A 21,557-nucleotide genomic window follows, 5' to 3' on the forward strand; every position below is an offset into this window, starting at 1 on the left:
ACCGGACATTGGGGGGATGCGGCGCGTGAACTTTTTCAAACGTGACCGGGAGCCCTCGCGCCGGGCGGTCGAGGACGTCGACCTCGACTCCCTGCTCGCCCTCGTGGCCGATTCGCTCGGCTACAGCTGCCGCTTCGCCGCCGACGGCGCGTCCCTGACGCTCGGCGGCGGGCGGGAGATCCTGGTCAGGCTCACCGGCCTGCGCCGCGAGGCCGGCCGCCGGGCCCGCGAGGACTGGCCGACGCTGGTCTCCGAGCACCTGGCCGGCGCCGTCGCCGCGGCCGACGAGCTGCTCGACGTGTGCGACCTCGACCAGGTCAAGCCGCTGCTGCGGACCCGCGTCGAGGCGGTGGACGAGGTCGCCGACCTGACCCGGGTGGTGGGCCGCCACCTCAACGGCGACGCGGTGGAGCTGCTCACGGTCGGCTCCCGGCCGGTGCGCCCCGAGGAGGCCGGCTGCTGGCCGCTGCCCTCCGGGCAGGCGCTGGAGCTGGCCGTCTCCAACGTCCGGCTGGACGACAAGCTGTCGGTGGAGACCATCGAGCTGTCGGGCACCCCGGTGACCCGGCTGACCGGCCGCATCCCGGCCGCCGCCACCCATCTGCGCTGGCTGGATGACTACCTGCCGGTGCCCGCCGACGGCGCCCTGGTCGTGCTGCCCGACCCGTACACGCTGCTCGTGCACCCGGTGGACGGGATCGGCGTGGTGCGGGCGATCGAGCGGCTGCGGCTGCACGCGGCCCGCACCGGCGGGCTCAGCCCGCAGGTGCACTGGTGGCACGAGGGGCGGCTGACCCTCATCCGGGCCGACATCGTGCGGCAGCAGGGCCAGATCCGGCTGGTCGTGGCCCCGCCGCCGGAGTTCGCGCGGGTGCTGGCCCGGCTGGCCGTCTAGGGCTCGCGCGGCATCTCGTTCAGTGCCCGGGGCTCCACGCGCGGGTCGCCGCTGAGGGCGCGGGCCGCGTGGATGAGCGGGACGTGCGAGAACGCCTGCGGGAAGTTGCCCACCAGCCGGTCGTAGCGCGGGTCGTACTCCTCGGCGAGCAGGCCGAGGTCGTTGCGCAGCGCCAGCAGCCGGTCGAACAGCGCGCACGCCTCGTCGCGGCGGCCCTGCATGGCCATCACCTCCACCAGCCAGAAGCTGCACGCCAGGAACGCGCCCTCGCCGCCCGGCAGCCCGTCGACGTCGTTGTCCTCGGCCACGGGGTAGCGCAGCACGAACCCGTCGGACATCAGCTCCTTCTCGATCGCGGCCACGGTGCCGATCATGCGCGGGTCGTCCGGAGGCAGGAAGCCGATGATCGGCATGAGCAGCAGCGAGGCGTCCAGCTCGTGCGAGCCGTAGGACTGGGTGAAGGTGTTGCGGCCGGCGTCGTAGCCCTTGTCGCAGATCTCCGCGTGCACCTTGTCGCGCAGCGCCCGCCACCGGTCGACGGGGCCGGTGCGGCCGAAGTTCTCGACGTACTTGACGGCCCGGTCGAGTGCCGCCCAGCACATCATCTTGGAGTGGACGAAGTGGCGGCGCGGGCCGCGGACCTCCCACAGCCCCTCGTCCGGCTCGTCCCAGTGCTCCTCGACGTAGTTGAGCAGCTCGCGCTGGACGGCCCAGCCGCGGTCGTCGGGGGCCAGGCCGGAGGCGCGCGAGAGGTAGAGGCAGCTCATGACCTCGCCGTAGACGTCGAGCTGGAGCTGGTTGACCGCCTGGTTGCCGATGCGGACCGGCCGGGAGCGCTCGTAGCCCTCCAGCCAGTCGAGCTCCAGCTCCGGCAGCCGGCGCTCGCCCGCGACCCCGTACATGATCTGCAGGTCCTGGGGGCGGCCGGCGATCGCGCGCAGCAGCCACGACCGCCAGGCGCCGGCCTCCTCCAGGTAGCCGGAGCCGATCAGGGCGTCGAGCGTCAGGGTCGCGTCGCGCAGCCAGCAGAAGCGGTAGTCCCAGTTGCGCACGCCGCCCAGGTCCTCGGGCAGTGAGGTGGTGGGGGCGGCCACGATGCCGCCGGTGGGCGCATAGGTGAGGGCCTTCAGCGTGATCAGGGAGCGGACCACGGCCTCCCGCCAGGGGCCGTCGTAGGTGCACCGCGACACCCACTCGGCCCACATGGCCTCGGTCTCGGCGAGCTGGTTCTCGCAGTGGATCTGGGGCGGCATCGGCTCGTGCGAGGGGTGCCAGGTGAACACGAACGGCAGCCGGTCGCCCTCCTTGACCTCGAACGTGGCCACGTGGGCGTAGTCGCCGCCCTTGAGCGGCACGGGGGAGTGGAGCCAGACCGAGTCGGGGCCGCCGACCGCCTGGAGGTGGCCGTCGGTGCGGCGCATCCACGGCACGATCCGCCCGTAGTCGAAGCGCACCCGCAACTGCGTGGACATCTCCACGGTGCCGGACACGCCCTCCACGATGCGCACCACGTCGGGGTTGACGTCACGCGGCGGCATGAAGTCGATCACCCGGACGGTGCCGGTGGGGGTGTCCCACTCGCTCTCCAGGATGAGCGTCTCGTGCCGGTAGCGGCGCCGGTCGGCGGGCCTGCGCCCGGTCGGCCCCAGCCACCAGTGGCCGTTGCGGTCGCTGCCGAGCAGGCCCGCGAAGCAGGCGGGGGAGTCGAACCTGGGCAGGCAGAGCCAGTCGATGGAGCCGTCCCTGCCGACCAGGGCGGCCGACTGCATGTCACCGATGAGCGCGTAGTCCTCGATCCGCATGTCTCGACGCTACACGCGGCGGGGCCGGTCATGTCGCGTCATGACCGGCCCCGGGTCGCGCTCACCGCAGCGGGAACCACCGGGTGAAGACCTGGGTCAGCGGGCCCACGGCGAGGGCGAACAGCAGGGTGCCGAGCCCGACCGTGCCGCCCAGCAGCCAGCCGGCCGCCAGCACGGTGATCTCGATGAGGAAGCGGCTCAGCCGGACCGACAGGCCGAGCCGGACGAGGCCGGTCATGACGCCGTCGCGCGGGCCCGCGCCCATCCCGGCGCTGATGTAGAGCACGGTGGCCAGCGCGATCGACGAGACGCCGAGCGCCACGTACAGCCAGCCGAGCACCGGGTGGCCCGAGGGGGGGAGCAGCAGGATGGCGGCGTCGGCGAAGAGCCCCACGAAGATCACGTTGCTGATCGTGCCGAGGCCCGGCCGCTGCCGCAGCGGGATCCAGGCGAGCATCACGACCGCGCCGACGATGATGATGACGGTCCCGATGCTGAGGCCGGTCCAGCGGGCCACGCCCTGGTGGAAGACGTCCCACGGGCCGTTGCCGAGGCCGGACTCGACCTGGAGGCCGATGCCGGTGCCGTACAGGGCCAGGCCGCCGTAGAGCCGCAGCAGGCGCAGGGGCAGGGAGCCGATCGGGGTGACAGTCGCTTCGCTCATGATGGACCCAGAGTGGCACGCTCCCGGTTTGCTCTTACAGGGCCAATCAGGAAAAGTGGCCTTATGAAGCATCTGTCGGCTCAGCAGGTGGCCCGGCTCGCCGACGTGCCACCGGACGCCCGGCCCTACTACCGGGCGCTCGCCGACGCCGTGCGCGCCCTCGTGATGGACGGCCGCATCCCGGTCCGCGTGCGCATGCCCGCCGAACGGCACCTGGCCGGCGCGCTCCAGGTCAGCCGCACCACCGTGACCGCCGCCTACGACCTGCTGCGCGAGCGCGGCTACCTGGAGAGCCGGCAGGGCTCGGGAAGCTGGACCGTGCTGCCCGACCCCGCCGTGTCGTCCGACAACCCGTGGCTGGCCGTCGACGACGGCGGCCTCATCCAGATGCACGCCGCCGCCCCGCCCGCGCCCTCCGCGCTGCGCGAGGTGATGGCCGCCGCCGTCGACGACCTGCCCCGCTACGGCATGGGCAACGGCTACCACGCGCTCGGCCTGCCCGTGCTGCGCGAGCGGATCGCCGCCTACTACACCGGGCGCGGCCTGGCCACCCGGCCGGAGCAGATCCTCGTCACCACCGGTTCCCAGAACGCCATCCAGCTCGTCCTCGGCGTGCTCACCGGGCCGGGCGACCCCGTCGTGGTCGAGTCGCCCACCTACCCGCACGCCATCGACGCCGTCCGCCTGCGCGGCGCCCGGATCGTCCCCGTCGGCGTCACCCACGAGGGCTGGCAGCCCGACCTCGTCGCCGCCGCCCTGCGCCAGCCGGCCGCCCGCCTCGCCTACCTGATGCCCGACTTCCAGAACCCCACCGGCGCGCTCATGGACGACGCCACCCGCGCCGCGCTCACCGGCGCCGCCCGGCGCTGCGGCACCACGCTGCTCGTCGACGAGACGTGGGCCGAGCTGGCCCTGGACGACGTGCCCCGCACCGCCCCCATGGCGGCCTTCGACACCGACGGCCGGGTGATCAGCATCGGGTCGGCGTCCAAGCTGTGGTGGGGCGGGCTGCGCATCGGCTGGATCCGCACCACCGCCGCGCTGGCCCGGCGCATGGCGCTGCACCGCGCCGCCGCCGACATCGCCAGCCCGGTGCTGGAACAGCTCGTCGTCGCGCGGCTGTTCGACCGGCTGGAGGAGACCAGGGCCGAACGCCGCCGCGCCCTGCGCGCCTCCCGCGACGCCCTGGTTACCGCGCTGCGCACGCACCTGCCCGAGTGGGAGTTCGCGGTGCCGCGCGGCGGCGGCACGCTGTGGATCCGGCTCGGCTCCGGCTCCGCCGTCTCCCTCGCCGAGGCGGCCGCCGGTCATGGCGTACGGATCGCGCCCGGCCCCTGGTTCGGCCTGGAGGGCACGCTGGAGGGTTACCTGCGGCTGCCCTACACGCTGCCGCCCGCGCTCCTGCGGGAGGCGGTCACCCGCGTCGCCGCCGCCCACCGGCACGGCCCGATCGGCCCCGCCCGGGTGCCCGACTCCCTCAGCCCGATGGTGTGAGCGGGGTCATTCGGTGATCCCCCTGGCCAGGGGGGCCCGCCAGTTGAGGCGCATGGCGGCGATCCGCAGCACGAAGGCGAGGACGGCCGCGCCCAGCGTGGCGGGCCAGCCGTGCAGGCCGAGCTCCGACAGGATCGCCATCGCCGCCGAGCCCAGCAGGGCGGGCAGCGCGTACAGCTGCCGGTCGTACAGGAGGGTGGGGATCTCGCCGGCCAGGACGTCGCGCAGCATGCCGCCGCCCACCGCCGTGACGACGCCCAGCAGGGCGGCGTGCAGCGGGCTCAGCCCGTACTCCAGGGCCTTGGCCGTGCCGACGGCGCAGAACAGGCCGAGGCCGGCGGCGTCGAGCACGAGGATGGCGGGCATGACGCGGGCCACGTGCGGGTGCCAGAAGTAGACCACGGCCGTGGCCACGACCGGCACCAGCACGTAGCCGAGGCTCTGGAACGCGGCGGGCCGCACGTTGAGCACCAGGTCGCGCACGATGCCGCCGCCCAGCGCGGTCATCTCGGCGAGCACCGCCATGCCGACCACGTCGAGCCGCTTGCGCACGCCCATGAGGGCGCCCGACAGCGCGAAGACGAAGATGCCGGCGAGATCGAGAAGTTCTGACACGTTGGCAATGTCTACAGGATGTCCGCGGGGCGGCTAGCGGATGGGGGGCATGGCGGGCACGTGGTGCTCGGCCATCAGCGCGCGCAGCTTGCGGGTGAACATGAACAGCGCCAGCCCGGCGACGATCGCCAGCGCCGCCAGCAGCAGGTAGTAGGCGGGCTCGGACATCACGTTGCCGAGCCGCCCGGTCTGCCCGCCGACGGCGTCGCCCACCGACACCGCGATGAACCACACGCCGAGCATCTGCCCCTTGAACGCCTGCGGCGCCAGCTTGGTGGTGACCGAGAGGCCGACCGGGCTGAGCGACAGCTCGCCGAACACCTGCACCAGGTAGACCAGCACCAGCCACCAGACCGACACCCGGCCGCTCTGCGCCAGCGACGCCGCCAGCGCCATGATGACGAAGCTGAGCCCCACCATGACCAGCGCGAAGGCGAACTTCTGCGGCGTGCTGACCCGGTTGCCCAGCTTGACCCAGAGCGCCGCGAACACCGGCACGAAGATCATGATGAACAGCGGGTTGAACGACTGCGTGGTCGCCGCCTGGATCGGCACCCCGAACAGCGACAGGTCGGTGTTGTTCTGCGCGAAGAACAGCAGCTTGCTCGGCGCCAGGTCGTAGATCATCCAGAAGATGGCGGCGGCGATGAACAGCCAGATGTACGCCTTCATCCTGGACCGCTCGTCCTCGGTCAGGTCGTGGCTGCCGAGCATGATGTAGCCGAAGTAGACGACGGGCACGGCCAGGATCACGACCGTCACCACGAGCGTGAACCGGCTGAGCGTGAACGTGCCGGTCGCCGCCCACGCGCCCAGCGCCACGGCCGCGACCGCCACCGCCGCGCAGGTCATCAGGACGAAGCGGCGCAGCTCGGCGGGCGACAGCGGCATGCCAGGCCGCTCGCCCACACCGCGCAGGCTGCGGCGGCCGCCCCAGGCGTACTGCGCCAGGCCCAGCGCCATGCCGACCGCCGCCGCGCTGAAGCCCAGATGCCACCGGTCGCCGGCGGCCAGCCAGCCCACCACGATCGGGGCGAAGAACGCGCCCAGGTTGATGCCCAGGTAGAACAGCGAGAACCCGGCGTCGCGGCGCGCGTCGGCGTCGTCGGGGTAGAGCTTGCCCACCATGACGGAGATGTTCGGCTTGAGCAGGCCGGTGCCCGCGATGATCAGCAGCAGCCCGAGCCACACGAAGGCCGGCCCCTGGACCGGGATGGCCATGCTGATGTGGCCGCACATGATGACGAACCCGCCCCAGAACACCGACCGGCGCGGCCCGAGAATCCGGTCGGCGATCCAGCCGCCGGGCAGCGCCACCAGGTAGATCAGCGCGCCGTAGACGCCGACGACCGCCTGGGCGGTCTCCTCGGTCATGCCGAGCCCCTGGTTGGCGGGGGAGGCCACCATGAACGTCGCCAGGATGGCACGCAGCCCGTACCAGCTGAACCGCTCCCACATCTCGGTGCCGAACAACGTCGCCAGGGCCCACGGGTGACCGAAGAACGTCCTGCCGCCGTTACTCATCCGTGCCCCCGATGGTCACTCAAAGCGTGTGAAAGATTACTCTACGTCACAGATGTGCCAGACCCATTGCCGCTACCCGCGCGGTGTGGTGCGATGCATGCCAAATGTGTAAGTGGTCGCTGACTGGAGGCCCGCGCCATGGCAGAAGTCCTCGAAGTCCGGGCGGAGATCGAGCGGCTCATCGCCGGCCGCACCGTGTGCGAGCAGCTCCGGCAGGTCGCCGAAAGCCACCCCGACGCCCCCGCCTACTCCGACCCCGTCGAGGGCCCGGCCGGCGGCTGGGCCACGCTCACCTACGCCGAGGCGCGCGGCCGCGTGCTGGAGATCGCCGCCGCCTTCGCCGCGCTCGGGCTGGAGCCCGGCGACCCGGTCGCGCTGATGATGGTCAACCGCAGCGAGCACGTGCTGGCCGACCTGGGCGCCGTGCACGCGGGCGGCGTCGGCTGCACCGTCTACTCCACGTTCGCGCCCGACCAGATCGCCTTCGTCGCCGGCGACGTCGGCGCCCGCTACGCGGTGCTCGGCGGCCCCGCCGAGCTCGCCCGCTGGGAGCCCGTCCTGGACCGGCTGCCCGGCCTCCGCACGATCATCATGCTGGAGGGGGCGCCCGACGGCGACCGGTTCATGTCCTGGCAGGACTTCCTCGACCTGGGCCGCGCCCGGCTGGCCGAGGACCCCGCCACCGTCGAGTCCCGCTGGCGGGCCGTCACCCCCGCCGACGTCGCCACCGTCCTCTACACCTCGGGCACCACCGGCATGCCCAAGGGCGTGCCGCTCAGCCACACCAACATCTTCTACGAGGTCGAGTCCACCGACCGGATGGCCTCGCTGCCGCTGCTCGGCACCCAGATCTCCTACCTCACCTACGCGCACATCGCCGAGCGCGTCCTCAGCCTCTACCTGCCGCTGGTCAAGGTCTCCCACGTGCACTTCTGCACCGACCTGGCCAACCTCGGCGCCACGCTCGGCCAGGTCAGGCCGATGCTGTTCTTCGGCGTGCCCCGCGTGTGGGAGAAGATGATGGCCCGCCTCCTCGCCGTCCTGGCCACCCAGCCCGAGGAGCAGCAGGAGGCCGTACGGCAGGCCATGGCGGCCGGCGTCGCCTACGTCGAGGCCGGGCAGTACGGCGCCACCCTCACCCCCGAGATCGAGGTCGCGTACGAGAAGGCCGACGCCTCGCTCCTGTCGGTCATCCGCGGCATGATCGGCTTCGACCGCGCCCAGTGGACCGCCACCGGCGCCGCCCCGCTCGCCGGCGAGGTCCAGCGCTTCTACGCCGGGCTCGGGCTCAAGGTCATCGACGTGTACGGGATGACCGAGACGACGGGGGCGTTCACCGGCAACGGCCCTGCCTGCTACCGCCTCGGCACCGTCGGCCGCGCCGAGCCCGGCGTCGAGGTGCGCATCGCCGGCGACGGCGAGCTCCTGACCCGCAGCCCGCTCAACACCACCGGCTACCTCGGCCGCCCGGAGGCCACCGCCGAGCTCATCGACGCCGACGGCTGGCTGCACACCGGCGACATCGGCACCGTCGACGCCGACGGCTTCTACCGGGTCGTCGACCGCAAGAAGGAGCTGATCATCACCGCCGGGGGCGAGAACATCTCCCCGGCCGAGATCGAGAACCACCTCAAGGAGCACCCCCTCATCGGCCAGGCCCTCGCCTACGGCGACAACCGGCCGCACCCGGTGGCCGTGCTCACCCTCGACGGCGAGGTCGCGCCCGGCTGGGCCCAGGCGCGCGGCATCGCGTTCACCACGCTCGCCGACCTGGCCGCCCACCCCGACGTGCTCAAGGAGGTCGAGACGGCCGTCGAGGCCGCCAACGCCAAGCTCGCCCGGGTCCAGCAGGTCAAGCGGTGGGCGCTGCTCGGCGCCGAGTGGACCGCCGAGACCGAGGAGCTGACGCCCAGCCTCAAGCTCAAGCGGCGGGTGGTCCACGCCAAGTACGCCGATCTCATCGCCGGGCTGTACGACTCCTGACCTTTTGCCATCGGTTGCCATCGGGGGCGTGTGTCGTGGTCCAGGTCATGACCGGGCGGTTCGTACCGTCTTGATCATGACCAGAAGCCTTCTTCTCGTCTCGCTCGCGGCGGGTGCGCTCACGGTGCCCGCACCGGCGTCCTCCGCCGCGACCGAGCTCGCCATCCGGGAGATCACCGTACGGCCGGCCGCTCCGGTGGTCGGGGCAGGCGACTCCGTCCGCCTGGTGATCGACGTGGTCGCCAAGGGGGTGCGGGGGCGCGACGGGGTGACCGTCACGGTCGAGCCCGGCTCGCCGCCCGCCGGCGCGGAGCGCCCGTCGCCGCCCGGCCGGCCCCGCGTCCTCGCCCCGGACGAGAACGTCACCGAAGGCGGCGCCGACGCCCTGCCACCGGCGCAGGCCGTACCGGAGAACCCGGCCCGGCCCGGCACAGCGGACGGCACATCTAACGGCACATCTAACGGCACAGCGGACGGCACTGCCAACAGTGCGGCGGACCGGGGGGCGGACGGCGCGGACGCGGCGCGGCCCGGCGAGGGCGCCGCCCGGCCCGCGACGGAGGCCGGGCGGCCAGGCGGGGAGGCCGGCGGGCCCGGGGCGGAGGCCGTCCGGTCGGGGGCCGAGGCGGTGCGCTCGGCCGCCGAGACCGTGCGGACGGCGGCGGGCGCGTTCCGGCCGCAGGTGGTGCGCGAGGAGGGCGCCGAGGGGCGGCCCGGGGTGCCGGTGCGGCTGGTGTGGCGGCTGGCGCCGAGCCCGATGCGGATGAGCGGCGGCTGGCAGACCTGGCGCTTCCTGCCGGACAAGGAGCTGACCCGCTTCTACCCGGCCGGCACCTGGACGATCACCGCGACGGCCAAGGGTGCGCAGGGCGCGAGCGTGACCGCGTACGAGACGTTCCAGCTCAGGCGGGAGACGCGGCTGTCGGACGTCGCGGTGGAGCGGTCCCGCCACGCCGAGGGGGTCCGGCTGCACGGCTCGCTGAAGAGGGCCGACGCGCGCGGCCTGACCGGGCTCTCGCCGTTCGGCGGGCAGCGGGTGGAGCTGCTGTGGCGGCAGAGCCCGTCCGCCGAGTGGGCGCACGCCGGGTACGTCACCACGGACGCCAAGGGCTCGTTCACGCACACGGTGCGCGATCGGACGGGCGGCTTCTGGCGGGTGCGGTACGCGGGCACCGGCCACTACGCGCCTGACCAGTCCAAAATCCACGAAATCGCAGGATAAAAGCCCTAATACAACTCCATAAACGACATCACCGGAATTGGTGTTGCGAAATTGTGATCGTCCGCTTCGCAACCTTTCTTTACCCTTACGCGTCATTGGACGGTGACGTGTGCCGTCCCGGCGCGCGTTCCATACGGGGAAGGAAGTCAGTTTCATGATGCGACGACTCGCCGCCGGAGTGGCGGCGGCCGCCATGGGCGCCACCGTGCTCGCGGGAGCGGCCGCGCCCGCGATGGCCGACCCCGGCTACGACAGTGGCCAGACCCGGCTCGACCTCGACGTCAACCCCGAGCCCGCCTGGCGCGGCAAGCCGCTGACCGTCGAGGGCAAGCTGTCCGTGCACTGCGACGAGGACTTCGCCAGCGGCCTCGTCGTGGTCCTGCACGACAACCGCTGCAAGGAAGGCAGCTGGCACCGGCTCGGCTGGAAGCGGATCGTCATCCTCTTCAAGCCGTCCTACAGCGGCCGCTGGGAGTACGTCGACACGCTGAAGACCGGCCGCGACGGCTACTTCCACACCCGGGTCGAGGCCCGCTCGTCCGGGACCTGGCGGGCGGTCTTCGAGGGCTCGCGCCACCTGGAGCCGTCGTCCGACACCGACTGGGTCAAGGTCTACGGCCGCCACCACCACCGCTAGCCGATCACGCGGACGCCCGGCCCCTCACACGCGGGGGACCGGGCGTCCGCCGTCGTCACGGCATTCCCGGAGCGGAACTGTCAGGGGAGCGGCACCCGCAGCGGTCCGAAGCCGGCGATCTCCACGGTGAGCTCCCCGGCCGCCGCCGGCAGCTCGAACAGGCCCCAGAACTCCCGCTCCTGCCCCGGCCCGAACTTCTCGCTGGACAGGCGCACCCCGGACACGTCGGTGCACGCGCAGTAGGCGTCGACGCCGCCGTTCTCGGCCGGCACCTGGAGCCGCCCCGGCAGGTAGCGGCGCCTGCCCCGCTCGTCGGTGAGCGTGACGGCGGTGGCCGCCTGATACTTGAACGACATCCAGTCCTTGGCGCGGTGCAGCTCGTTGTACCAGGCCTCGGCGCCGCCCTCGTTCTTCACCCGGTAGGTGAGCAGGCCGAGCCCGTCCGGCAGCCGCCGCAGGCCGGTCACCTCCAGCTTGAACGGCTGCCCGTCGGCCGTGGTCGAGCCGGTCAGGCCCTCGGCCGGCTGGGCACTCGGCTGCGCACTCGGCTGGGTGGCGGCCGGGGCGGGCTCCGGCTTGGCGAACGTCACCGTGACCCGGCGGTTGCGCCGCCTGCCCTCGTCGGTGCCGTTGTCGTAGAGCGGCTGCCGCGACCCGAACCCCCGGGCCTGGTAGGTGACGCCGTCCCGGGTGACCAGCGCCGACAGCGCCTTGCGGACCGCCTGGGCGCGGCGCGCCGACAGCGGGTCGTTGATCGCGTCGGTGCCGGAGGAGTCGGCGTGCCCCTCGACCTTGACGGTGTCGCCGGGGGAGGCGTCGACGAGCTTCGCGGCGCGCGCGAGCACCGCCCTGGCCTTGGGCGTGAGCGTGGCCCGGTTGACCGCGAACAGCACGTCGGAGGAGAGGCTGATGCTCAGGTCCTTGCCGTCGTCGGCGGTCTCCTCCGACTGGTCGGTGGACTCCGACGGCGTCACGATGCGACGGGCCAGCGTGGTGACCTGCTCGGCGCCGGGGTCGGGGAGGGTGACGCCGGGCGGGGTGACGGGCGGATCATCGCTGATCGGCACGTCCGGCATCGGCGGGCCCACCGGGGTGACCACGGTGGCGGTGGAGGGGGAGCCCGCGGGCGCGGGCAGCATCGCGTACAGGTCGACCGACTGTCCCGGGTCGAGCGAGTACGGCAGCTTGTCGCGGTCCTGGTCGCTGCACAGGCACGGTGAGCCGGCCGGCTGGTAGGGCAGGATCCACGAGCGCGCGGCCGTGTCGAGCACGCCGATCCCGGAGGCCCAGCGGATCTGGCCCAGCGGTCTCGTCTGGTCGCCGAGCTGGCCGGTCCACGAGATGCTGTCGGACTCGCCGGTGTTGGTCAGCCGGACCTGGACGGCCAGGTGCGCGCCGCCGATCCGGTTCAGGCCGGTGACCTCCACCTTGAGGTCGGGCGTGAGCGTGCTGCGCGACTCCGCGAGCGCGGCCGTCGCGGGCACCGTGGCGGATGCGGTGGCGGGCGCAGTGGCGGGCGCAGTGGTGGCGGGCGCCGAGGACGCCGGCGGCGGCGCGCTGGACCGGCTGGCAGATTGGGGTGCTTCTGCCCCGTTCGTCAGCCCGCAGGCCGAGGAGGCGAGCAGGAGGACGAGCGTGACAGGCTTTCTAAGCTTCACCGGACGCATGATGTCGCATTCGTCCGTTCCTGTCGTGTTGAAAGTTCAGTAGGCTCGGCTGAAGATTTCAACGCGGGGGAGTCGATGAGCCGGGTCACGCTCAAGGAGGTCGCCGAGCGGGCGGGTGTGGCCATCGGCACGGCCTCGGCGGTGTTCGCCGGCAAGTCCTGGGTGTCCCCGGCCACCGGCGCCGCCGTGCGGCAGGCGGCCGAGGAACTCGGCTACCGGCCCCGCGCCCGCAAGGCCACCGCCGCGCCGGGCGGGATGATCGGGTTCGTCTCCTGGGTGGACGACCTGTTCGCCCCGGCGAACCCCTACTACGCCCCGGTCCTGTTCGGCGCCCAGCAGGCGTGCGCCGAGCTGGGCCTGTCGATGACGTACGAGGTGGTGCAGCGGCGCGGCGACCTGCTGCCGCTGTGCGTGGCCCGCGAGCAGGTCGGCGGCCTGCTCGTGCTGAGCTCGGCCCCCCGCGACCAGCTGCTCCGCATCCTCGACGCGGGCGTCACCTGCGTGCTGCTGGAGTCGGCCGCCGGCGACCTGCCCGACGGACTGGCCGTCGACCAGGTCGGCCACGACGACGAGACCGGCGGCTACCTGGCCACCCGCCACCTGCTCGACCTCGGCCACACCGACCCGCCGCCCGCCGTCATCACCGCCGACGAGCGCGTGCTGCCCGCCGCCCGCAGGCTGTCCGGCTACCGGCGGGCCCTCGCCGAGCGCGGGCTGCGCCCGCCGCCCGGCTACGTCCGGCGCGGCGAGTTCACCTCCGAGACCGGCCACGAGCAGATGGCGGCGCTGCTCGCCCTGCCCGTGCCGCCGACCGCCGTCTTCTGCGCCAACGACGAGTCGGCCTTCGGCGCGCTCGCCGCGCTGCGCGAGCGCGGCCTGTGCGTGCCCGGCGACGTCAGCGTGATCGGCTACGACGACATCGCCATGGCCGCGCACGCCTCCCCGCCCCTCACCACGATCGCCAGCGACAAGGAGCTGCTGGGCGCGCAGGCCGTCTGGCACCTCGTGCAGCGCATCCGGCGCCCCGGGCTCACCGGCCGCGACACCCGGATCGCCGTGCGGCTGGTGGTCAGGGAGTCCACCGCGCCGCCCCGCTGAGCCGGCCCCCGCTGCCCGCCTGATAGGCACGCATCCGCCCTGCTTGACCGAGTAGCATGTCGATCAAGCTGCTTGAGGCTTGCTTGAGGTGAAGGAGACCCCTCCGTGACCGAGCTTGAGCGGGTTCCGCCCGGCGTAGACCCCGGCGTCCCGAGTTCCGCCCGGGTCTACGACTACCTGCTCGGCGGCAAGGACCACGTCGCGGTCGACCGCGCCGTCGCCGAACGGCTGCTCGCCGTCGCGCCCGACTCCCGCCTCGTCGCCCGGGCCAACCGGATCTTCCTCGTGCGCGCCGTACGGCATCTGGCCGAGCAGGGCGTGCGGCAGTTCATCGACGTCGGCGCCGGCATCCCCACCTCGCCCAGCGTGCACGAGGTCGCCCGCGAGGTGCACCCCGCCTGCCGGGTGATCTACGTCGACTACGACCCGGTGGTGCGGCTGCACGCCCAGGTGCTGCTGGCCGACTCGCCCGGCGTGGAGAGCATCCAGGCCGACCTGCGCCGGCCCGCCGACATCCTGACCGACCCGCACGTCACCGGCCTCATCGACTTCGACCAGCCCGTCGGGGTGCTGCTCGTCGGCATCTTCCACTTCGTCAAGCACGAGGAGGACCCCGCCGGGATCATCGCCGCCTTCCGCAAGCGGATGGCGCCCGGCAGCCACCTGGTGCTCTCCCACGCGATGCTGGAGAGCGACCCCGAGGCGCGCGGCGAGCTCTACCGGGCCACCGCCAACACCCCGGCCCATCCCACGTTCCGCTCCCGCGACGAGGTGCTGGCGCTGCTCGACGGCTTCGACCTGATCGGGCCCGGGCTCGTGCCCGTCCAGGACTGGCGGCTCGCCGGCGACGACGACATCCCGCTGATGGACGGCATGCCCAAGCTGCGCATCGACGGCGCCGTCGGGCGGGTCCCCGCCTAGGGAGGGCCGTCCCGGGAGCGCCTGCCTAGCCCCCGCGCCACGGCTCTGTTGCCGCCGCCCGATCCGGCCCCGGCGGCAGCGGATTCCGCCCCGTTTCTCGGCATGATGGAGAGAGGCTGAACCCTTCAGAAGGGCCTCCGGCATGCCATTGTTAGGCTTCGCCCTGTCCTGCTGCATCCTCCCCTTCGGCTTGGGGCTCTCCGCCCTGCTGGTGCTGGCGCTCGAATGGCTCGCACCCGACGTCATCCCGTTCGAGCTCGACACGTTCTGGGCCCTCGACCGGCCGCTCTGGCCCGCGTTCACCGGCGCGGTCACGCTCGTCTGGCCGGTCCTGGCGGCCGGGCTGCTGATCACCGCCATCGCCGCGCCCCGCCAGCGTCACGCCCAGCGGCAGATCGCCGCCTACGGCGTCGAGGACGCCCAGGTCATCCGGCTCGGGCCGGCCCGGATGCTGTTCCAGAGCGCGCTGGAGGAGATCGCGTTCCGGTGGGTGCTCTTCTACGCGGCCATCGCCGGCGCCACCTTCGCCGACTTCGTCCTGCTGGGCTTCGCCGACCTGCACCCGGTGCGGTGGCTGTTCACCGAGGTGCTCATCCCGCTCGCCGACCTCGCCACCTTCGGCATGCTGCACGAGCAGCTCACGCTCGGCGCCTGGGCCGTGGCCGCGGCGATCCTCGCCAGCAACGGCCGCTTCCGCAACGGCCACCTCTACCAGGGGCTGATCGGGTGGATCTGGTCCTGGTACATGGGCATGTTCCTGTTCCTGGTCATGTTCGAGTACGGGCTCCCCGCCGCCATCGCCGTGCACGTCGCCTACAACCTGGTCACGCTGGCCCTGCACGTGGCCATCACGGGAGTGGCGCCGCGCGTGGTGGTGCTGAACCTGGAGCCGCAGCCCCTTCAGGAGTGACGTACGGCCCCCGGGGCGCGCCGGGGGCCGTACGGATCAGCGGGCGGCGAAGTTCTGGGTCCAGTAGGTCTGGCCCTTGGCGTTCTTGGCCGCGCCCACGCCGATGAGCGTGTACGTGCAGTTCATGATGTTCGCCCGGTGGCCGGAGCTGTTCATCCAGCCGCTGACCACCGCGGCCGGGGTGCGCTGGCCCATGGCGATGTTCTCGGCCCAGCCGGTGCCGCCGGTGAACCCGGCCGCCCGGATGCGGTCCATGAACGAGCGGCCGTCCTGGGAGGTGTGGCTGAAGTAGCCGCGGGCGGCCATGTCGGAGGAGTGGCCGAAGGCGGCCTTGCGCAGCTGCGGGTCATGCTTGAGCGGGGCGCAGCCGCCCTTGGCGCGTTCGGCGTTGGTCAGGCGGACGACCTCGTTCTCCTCGGCCGTGCCGACCGTGCCCGCCGGGGGAGCGGGCGAGGAGGTCGGGGCAGGGGCGGGCGTCGCGGTGGCGGACGGGGTCGGGGTCGGGGCCGGGGCGGGGGAGCAGGTGAGCCGGACCGGGCGGGACCTGGCCGTGTGGCCGCGGTAGTCCGTGGCGAGCGCGTAGTAGACGCCGGGGGCGCACGGGAGCGTGAGCGTGAGGCGGGCGCCGGCGGCCCGCCGGGCGCCGCTCTTGACCACCGGGTCCTTGCCGGGCTGGGCGCGCTTGACGCGCACGCGGATCAGCGCCGGGCGCTCGCAGCCGCTCCTGGTGGCGGACGCCCGGATCCTGCCGTCGTCGCCGACCTGCGGTCCCGTCACGGACAGCCGGCAGGCCGCCTGAGCCGTGCTTTCCGCGTGGGCGGTGCTTTCCGTGGAGGCCGTGCTCGCCGCGTGGGCGGCGGGCGTCACGAGCGTGGCGGCGGTGGCGAGGCAGGCGATCATCCCAAGGGATCGGCGCATGCGGTGTTCCCTCCAGTTTCCGGTAGACGCTGGATGGAAATCGCATTCTGTCGGGGCCAGAACCAACTTGTCAGGAAAATTCGGATATCTGGGTAAACCAACGGGGCCCCTGGGACGTCCGCGCAGCGCACGAGGGGCGGCCACCCGGAGGCGGCCGCCCCTCAAGCCTCAGCGGGCGCCCAGCAGGTGCTCCATGGCGAGCTGGTCGAGCCGCTCGAACGCCATCCCGCGCGCCCCCGCCGCGTCCGCGTCGAACTCCTCGAACGCGCCGCGGTCCGCGAGCAGGTCCTGCAGCGTCTCCCCGTCCGCCAGCGTGGGCCTGGCCAGGTCGTCCAGCCGGGACGCGCGCAGCGCCTCCTGCACCTCCGGGTCCGCGCGGAAGGCCGCCGCGCGCTCCTTGAGCATGAGGTAGTTGCGCATGTTGCCGGCCGCCGACGCCCACACGCCGTCGACGTCCTCGGTCCGCGGCGGCTTGAAGTCGAAGTGCCGCGGCCCCTCGTACCCGCCGCTCTCCAGCAGGTCCACCAGCCAGAACGCGTCCCGCAGGTTGCCCGCGCCGAAGCGCAGGTCCTGGTCGTACTTGACGCCCGTCTGCCCGTTCAGGTCGATGTGGAACAGCTTGCCGTGCCACAGCGCCTGGGCGATGCCGTGGGTGAAGTTGAGCCCGGCCATCTGCTCGTGGCCGGTCTCCGGGTTGACCCCGACCAGCTCCGGATGGGCCAGCTCGCCGATGAACGCCAGCGCGTGCCCGACCGTCGGCAGCAGGATGTCGCCGCGCGGCTCGTTCGGCTTGGGCTCGACGGCGAAGCGCAGGTCGTAGCCCTGGCTCAGCACGTACTCGCCGAGCAGGTCGAAGGCCTCCTTCATGCGGTCGAGCGCCACCCGCACGTCCTTGGCGCCGCCCGACTCGGCGCCCTCGCGGCCGCCCCACGCCACGTAGACCTTGGCGCCCAGCTCGACGGCCAGGTCGATGTTGCGGATGGTCTTGCGCAGTGCGTAGCGGCGCACGTCACGGTCGTTGGCCGTGAACCCGCCGTCCTTGAACACCGGGTGCGTGAACAGGTTCGTCGTGGCCATCGGCACCACGAGGCCGGTCTCGTCCAGCGCCTGGCGGAACCGCTTGACGTGGCGGTCGCGCTCGGCGTCGCCGGAACCGAACGGGATCAGGTCGTCGTCGTGGAACGTCACCCCGTACGCGCCGAGCTCGGCGAGCCGGTTGACGGTCTCCACCGGGTCGAGCGCCGGGCGGGTCGCGTCGCCGAACGGGTCGCGACCCGGCCAGCCGACGGTCCACAGACCGAAGGAGAACTTGTGCTCCGGGCGGGGCGTGAGGCTGTCAGTCACTGGGACTCCTATTCGTAAGGGCAGAAAACAAATTAATATGCCAAGGCGGCGGAGGGAAGACCGCCCCCGGAATGCAGGAGGCAGCATGTCGGCACAGCGCGTCGTCATCGGCATCGACAGCTCTACCCAGTCGGCCAAGGCCGTCGCCGTGGACGTGGACACCGGCGCCGTCGTCGGCGAGGGCCGCGCCCCCCACACCGTCACCGCCGGCGCCGGCCGCGAGAGCGACCCCCGGCAGTGGTGGCAGGCCCTCTGCGACGCCGTCGAGGCCACCGGCCACGCCGCCCGCGCCGCCGCCGCCTCCGTCGGCGGCCAGCAGCACGGCCTCGTCACCCTGGACGACGCCGGCGAGCCCGTACGCCCCGCCCTGCTCTGGAACGACGTCCGCTCCGCCGGCCAGGCCGCCGCCCTGGTCGCCGAGCACGGCGCCGACCGGCTCGCCGAACGCGTCGGCAGCGTCCCCACCGCCGCCTTCACCCTGACCAAATGGCTCTGGCTGACCGAGAACGAGCCCGCCCATGCCGCCCGCGCCGCCGCCGTCCGGCTGCCCCACGACTACCTCACCGAACGCCTCACCGGCCAGGCCGTCACCGACCGCGGCGACGCCTCCGGCACCGGCTGGTGGACCCCCACCGGCTACGACACCGGCCTGCTGGACGCCGCCGGGCTCGACCCCGCCAGACTGCCCCGCGTCACCACCGGCCTCGCCGGCACGGCGCTCCCCGGCGGGCCGCTCGCCGAAGGCACCCCCGTCGCCGCCGGCACCGGCGACAACATGGCCGCCGCGCTCGGCCTCGGCCTGCTCCCCGGCACCCCCGTGCTCAGCCTCGGCACCTCCGGCACCGTCTACGCCGTCACCCGGCGCCGGCCCGCCGACCCCACCGGCGTCGTCGCCGGGTTCGCCGACGCCCTCGGCAACTGGCTGCCGCTCGCCTGCACGCTCAACTGCACCCAGGCCGTCGACAAGATCGCCTCCCTGCTCGGCCGCGACCGCGACGCCGTCGAGCCCGGCGGCACCGCCGTCGTCCTGCCCTACCTCGACGGCGAACGCACCCCCAACCTGCCGCACGCCGCCGGCCTCCTGTACGGGCTGCGCCACGACACCACCGCCGGCCAGGTGCTCCAGGCCGCCTACGACGGAGCCGCGCACTCGCTCCTCGCCGCCCTCGACGACGTCCTGCGCGCCGGCGGCGAACAGCCCGACCCGGACGTGCCGCTCGTCCTTATCGGCGGCGGCGCGCGCGGCGCCGCCTGGCGCGACACCATCCGCCGCCTCTCGGGCCGGCCCGTCCTCATCCCCGCCGCCGGCGAGCTCGTCGCCCTCGGCGCCGCCGCCCAGGCGGCCTCCCTCCTCACGGGCGAGGCCCCCGACGAGGTCGCCCGCCGCTGGGGGACCGCCCGCGGCACCCTCCTCGACCCGCTCCCCAGGGACGCCGAGGCGATGGACAGGATCGCCGGTACGCTGCCCCGTGCCGACCGTCTCCTGACCACCCCCTGACCCCCGGAAGATCCCCATGCCCACCGGAAGCACCGCCCCTCCCCCGGCGACCTCCCTCGAAGCCGAGGCCCCCCGCCCGCGACACGTCCCCGGCTGCGGGCCCCTTGTGCGCGCCACGCCCCCTCGGGAGGGCGCGCTGGAGTGCGAGAAGGGCAAGCCTGCGGACCGGGGGAGCGGGCACCGCGCTGCCACCGCCAGTGCCACCGCCCCTGCGGAGGGCGGGCCCGCGTGCGTGGGGGGCAAGGCTGCCACCCAGGGGAGCGGGCGCGGCGCTGCTGCCGCCGACGTCGTACGGGACGCCGCCCCTGCGGAGGGCGGGCCCGTCTGCGGGAGGGGCGGCGGTGCCCGTACGGAGGCGCGGCTTGCGCAGGGGGCTGCCGGTTCCGAAGGCATGGCCCCCCGTGCGGGGCAAGGTGGTGCCGGGTCCCGAGGTGATCGAGGGGGCGGCCCTGCGGGGAGCAAGCGGGCGCGGGCGGGGGGACGGTCTGCCGCTTCCGGCCGGGAGGCGGCTCGTGGGGGCGGGAGCCGCGTACGGGGAGTCGCCCCTGCGGAGGGTGGGGCTCTTCGGGGTGGAGGCGGGCGGGTCGCTGGTGCGGGGGTGCGGGTGTGAGACGTTGGGAGCAGGCGCGTCGGCAGGACGGGGGGCGGCCGGCGTCGCAGCAGGGGATGCGGCAGCACAACCTGGCGCTCGTCATGGGGACCGTGGCCGCGCACGGGCCGGTGTCGCGGGCGGCGGTGGCGGGGCGGACCGGGCTGACGAGGACCGCGGTCTCCAGCCTGGTGGACGAGCTGCTGGCCGGGGGGCTGCTGACCGAGCTGGGGCCGGCGGCGAGCGGCCGGGTGGGGCGGCCGGGGACGGCGCTGGCGGTGAGCGAGGACGGCCCGGCCGGGCTGGGGCTGGAGGTGGGCGTCGAGCATCTGGGCGCCTGCGTCACCGACCTGCGCGGTGAGGTGCGGGTGTGGTCCCGGGCCGAGAGCCCCAACGCGGCACTGGGCCCGGCCGGGGTGATGGCGGCGCTGTCGGAGCTGGCCGACGACGCCACCCGGCGGGCCGCCGAGCTGGGGTTGCGGCCGGTCGCGGCGGTGGTGGCGGTGCCCGGCCTGGTGGGGGACGTGCCCGGCACCGTGGCCCGGGCGCCGAACCTGGGCTGGCACGACGTTCCCGTCGCCGGGCTGTGGCCGGGGGAGCTGCCGCTGCGCGTGGAGAACGAGGCCAACCTGGGCGCGCTGGCCGAGCTGTGGGCGCATCCGGTGGCGGACGACTTCGTGCACGTGTCGGCGGAGAGCGGCATCGGCGCGGCGCTCGTGGTCGGCGGGCGGCTGTTCAGCGGCGCCCGGGGGCTGGCGGGCGAGCTCGGGCACATGCCGGTGCATCCGGACGGGTTCCCGTGCTCGTGCGGCGCCCGGGGCTGCCTGGAGCAGTACGCGGGCAAGGCGGCGGTCCTGCGCGCCGCGGGACTCCCGCTCCCGGCGGCGGTCGGCGCGGCCCCGGCGGGCGCGGACGTGGCGGGTGCGGCCCCGGCGGGCGCGGCCCCGGTGGATGCGGTCCCGGCGGGTGCGGACGTGGTGGCGGCGCTGGCGGAGCTGGCGCGGGCGGGGGAGACGCCGGTGGTCCGGGCGCTCGACGGGGCCGGGACGGCGCTGGGGACGGCGCTGGCCGGGGCGGTGAACCTGCTCGACCCGGCGGCCGTGGTCCTCGGCGGCGCGTACGCGGAGCTGGGGGAGTGGCTGCTGCCGGCGATGCGGCGCGAGCTGGCGGCGCGGGTGACCGTGCGGCCGTGGGACCCGGAGGCGCTGACCGTGTCCGAGCTGGGCCGTCGCGGCCCGCTGCTGGGGGCGGCGCTGGCGACGGTCCGGGGCATTCTTGACGATCCCGCCGCACTCTGGTCATGACGCGGCGCCACGACAGCTGTCGATCTTCGCGAGATCGTCGTCAGAGAGCGCGGAGCGTGCTAGCGTATTAGGCGTTGCAGTTCTGGTACCCATGGATTTCGTGTGCGCCTGGCGGGATGTGACCCTCGGGCGCATTTGTGTTTTCGGCGGTCATCTTCCTCAGGTGTCACTACGGCGACACGGGATCCGCGAACCGCGCTTCCCCGCACTCTTCGCCAATCGAAGGAGATTGACATGGCGACTGGCACCGTGAAGTGGTTCAACGCTGAAAAGGGCTTCGGCTTCATCGAGCAGGACGGTGGAGGCGCTGACGTCTTCGCCCACTACTCCAACATCGCGGGCAACGGCTACCGCGAGCTGCGCGAAGGCCAGAAGGTCAGCTTCGACATCACCGCGGGCCAGAAGGGCCCCCAGGCCGAGAACATCGTTCCGGCCTGACCCCTTCACACGGCTTCACCGGAAGGCCCGCACC

18 protein-coding genes are annotated in these 21,557 nt (G+C 73.5%); 11 read left to right on the forward strand and 7 right to left on the reverse strand.

Features of this window, described 5'->3' with window-relative positions:
• The first annotated feature begins 16 nt into the window (after positions 1–16).
• The gene (locus ACWDXC_RS12900) at positions 17–895 is read left to right on the forward strand and encodes a hypothetical protein (protein WP_449981156.1); all 879 of its coding nucleotides are present in this window, start codon (positions 17–19) and stop codon (positions 893–895) included.
• Here ACWDXC_RS12900 and ACWDXC_RS12905 read toward each other — a convergent pair.
• The gene (locus ACWDXC_RS12905; protein ID WP_364170061.1) at positions 892–2,697 is read right to left on the reverse strand and encodes a glycoside hydrolase family 15 protein; all 1,806 of its coding nucleotides are present in this window, start codon (positions 2,695–2,697) and stop codon (positions 892–894) included. The genes ACWDXC_RS12900 and ACWDXC_RS12905 overlap by 4 nt on opposite strands.
• Before the next feature lie 61 nt (positions 2,698–2,758).
• Positions 2,759–3,361, reverse strand: a complete 603-nt coding sequence (gene yczE, locus ACWDXC_RS12910; protein ID WP_449981158.1) for a membrane protein YczE — start codon at positions 3,359–3,361, stop codon at positions 2,759–2,761.
• Positions 3,362–3,424: 63 nt separating this feature from the next.
• Between yczE and yczR the strand changes: the two genes are divergently transcribed.
• The gene (gene yczR / locus ACWDXC_RS12915; RefSeq protein ID WP_449981160.1) at positions 3,425–4,855 is read left to right on the forward strand and encodes a MocR-like transcription factor YczR; all 1,431 of its coding nucleotides are present in this window, start codon (positions 3,425–3,427) and stop codon (positions 4,853–4,855) included.
• Between the two features lie 6 nt (positions 4,856–4,861).
• Here yczR and ACWDXC_RS12920 read toward each other — a convergent pair whose 3' ends face one another.
• Together ACWDXC_RS12920 and ACWDXC_RS12925 are read right to left on the reverse strand one after the other, a co-directional pair.
• A complete protein-coding gene (locus tag ACWDXC_RS12920; RefSeq protein WP_219505662.1) occupies positions 4,862–5,470 on the reverse strand; it encodes a trimeric intracellular cation channel family protein in 609 nt (202 codons plus the stop codon).
• Between the two features lie 33 nt (positions 5,471–5,503).
• Positions 5,504–6,994, reverse strand: a complete 1,491-nt coding sequence (locus ACWDXC_RS12925; RefSeq protein WP_449981163.1) for a peptide MFS transporter — start codon at positions 6,992–6,994, stop codon at positions 5,504–5,506.
• Positions 6,995–7,132: 138 nt separating this feature from the next.
• Between ACWDXC_RS12925 and ACWDXC_RS12930 the strand changes: the two genes are divergently transcribed.
• From ACWDXC_RS12930 to ACWDXC_RS12940, 3 genes are all read left to right on the forward strand, one after another.
• Positions 7,133–8,977: an AMP-dependent synthetase/ligase gene (locus ACWDXC_RS12930; protein ID WP_449981165.1), complete on the forward strand. Its 1,845-nt coding sequence runs from the start codon at positions 7,133–7,135 to the stop codon at positions 8,975–8,977.
• Between the two features lie 76 nt (positions 8,978–9,053).
• Entirely contained in the window at positions 9,054–10,199 is a 1,146-nt protein-coding gene (locus ACWDXC_RS12935; RefSeq protein ID WP_449981167.1) for a hypothetical protein, read from the forward strand.
• A 154-nt stretch (positions 10,200–10,353) separates the two neighbouring features.
• The gene (locus ACWDXC_RS12940) at positions 10,354–10,836 is read left to right on the forward strand and encodes a hypothetical protein (RefSeq protein ID WP_219505654.1); all 483 of its coding nucleotides are present in this window, start codon (positions 10,354–10,356) and stop codon (positions 10,834–10,836) included.
• A gap of 80 nt (positions 10,837–10,916) precedes the next feature.
• On the opposite strand, the gene ACWDXC_RS12945 is transcribed toward ACWDXC_RS12940, so the two are convergent.
• Entirely contained in the window at positions 10,917–12,494 is a 1,578-nt protein-coding gene (locus ACWDXC_RS12945; protein ID WP_449981169.1) for an OmpA family protein, read from the reverse strand.
• An 84-nt stretch (positions 12,495–12,578) separates the two neighbouring features.
• On the opposite strand from ACWDXC_RS12945, the gene ACWDXC_RS12950 reads away from it, so the two are divergent.
• From ACWDXC_RS12950 to ACWDXC_RS12960, 3 genes are all read left to right on the forward strand, one after another.
• Positions 12,579–13,601, forward strand: a complete 1,023-nt coding sequence (locus tag ACWDXC_RS12950) for a LacI family DNA-binding transcriptional regulator (RefSeq protein WP_449981171.1) — start codon at positions 12,579–12,581, stop codon at positions 13,599–13,601.
• Positions 13,602–13,706: 105 nt separating this feature from the next.
• Positions 13,707–14,522, forward strand: a complete 816-nt coding sequence (locus tag ACWDXC_RS12955; RefSeq protein WP_219505649.1) for an SAM-dependent methyltransferase — start codon at positions 13,707–13,709, stop codon at positions 14,520–14,522.
• Positions 14,523–14,664: 142 nt separating this feature from the next.
• On the forward strand, positions 14,665–15,432 hold the full coding sequence (locus tag ACWDXC_RS12960; protein ID WP_449981173.1) for a hypothetical protein: 768 nt from the start codon (positions 14,665–14,667) through the stop codon (positions 15,430–15,432).
• Between the two features lie 36 nt (positions 15,433–15,468).
• Here ACWDXC_RS12960 and ACWDXC_RS12965 read toward each other — a convergent pair whose 3' ends face one another.
• Positions 15,469–16,350 (reverse strand): CAP domain-containing protein, encoded by an 882-nt coding sequence (locus ACWDXC_RS12965; RefSeq protein ID WP_449981175.1) that lies wholly within the window; start codon positions 16,348–16,350, stop codon positions 15,469–15,471.
• Positions 16,351–16,518: 168 nt separating this feature from the next.
• A complete protein-coding gene (gene xylA / locus ACWDXC_RS12970; RefSeq protein ID WP_364170088.1) occupies positions 16,519–17,694 on the reverse strand; it encodes a xylose isomerase in 1,176 nt (391 codons plus the stop codon).
• An 85-nt stretch (positions 17,695–17,779) separates the two neighbouring features.
• On the opposite strand from xylA, the gene xylB reads away from it, so the two are divergent.
• The 3 genes from xylB to ACWDXC_RS12985 all read left to right on the forward strand — a co-directional run bounded on the left by xylB (position 17,780) and on the right by ACWDXC_RS12985 (position 21,523).
• Positions 17,780–19,192 (forward strand): xylulokinase, encoded by a 1,413-nt coding sequence (xylB, locus tag ACWDXC_RS12975; protein ID WP_449981177.1) that lies wholly within the window; start codon positions 17,780–17,782, stop codon positions 19,190–19,192.
• Positions 19,193–19,798: 606 nt separating this feature from the next.
• Entirely contained in the window at positions 19,799–21,085 is a 1,287-nt protein-coding gene (locus tag ACWDXC_RS12980) for an ROK family protein (protein WP_449981179.1), read from the forward strand.
• Between the two features lie 234 nt (positions 21,086–21,319).
• Positions 21,320–21,523 carry a cold-shock protein gene (locus ACWDXC_RS12985; RefSeq protein ID WP_049575752.1) on the forward strand — a complete coding sequence of 68 codons (204 nt, stop codon included), beginning with the start codon at positions 21,320–21,322 and terminating at the stop codon, positions 21,521–21,523.
• Positions 21,524–21,557 lie beyond the last annotated feature (34 nt).

Source organism: Nonomuraea sp. NPDC003214 (genome assembly GCF_053590035.1).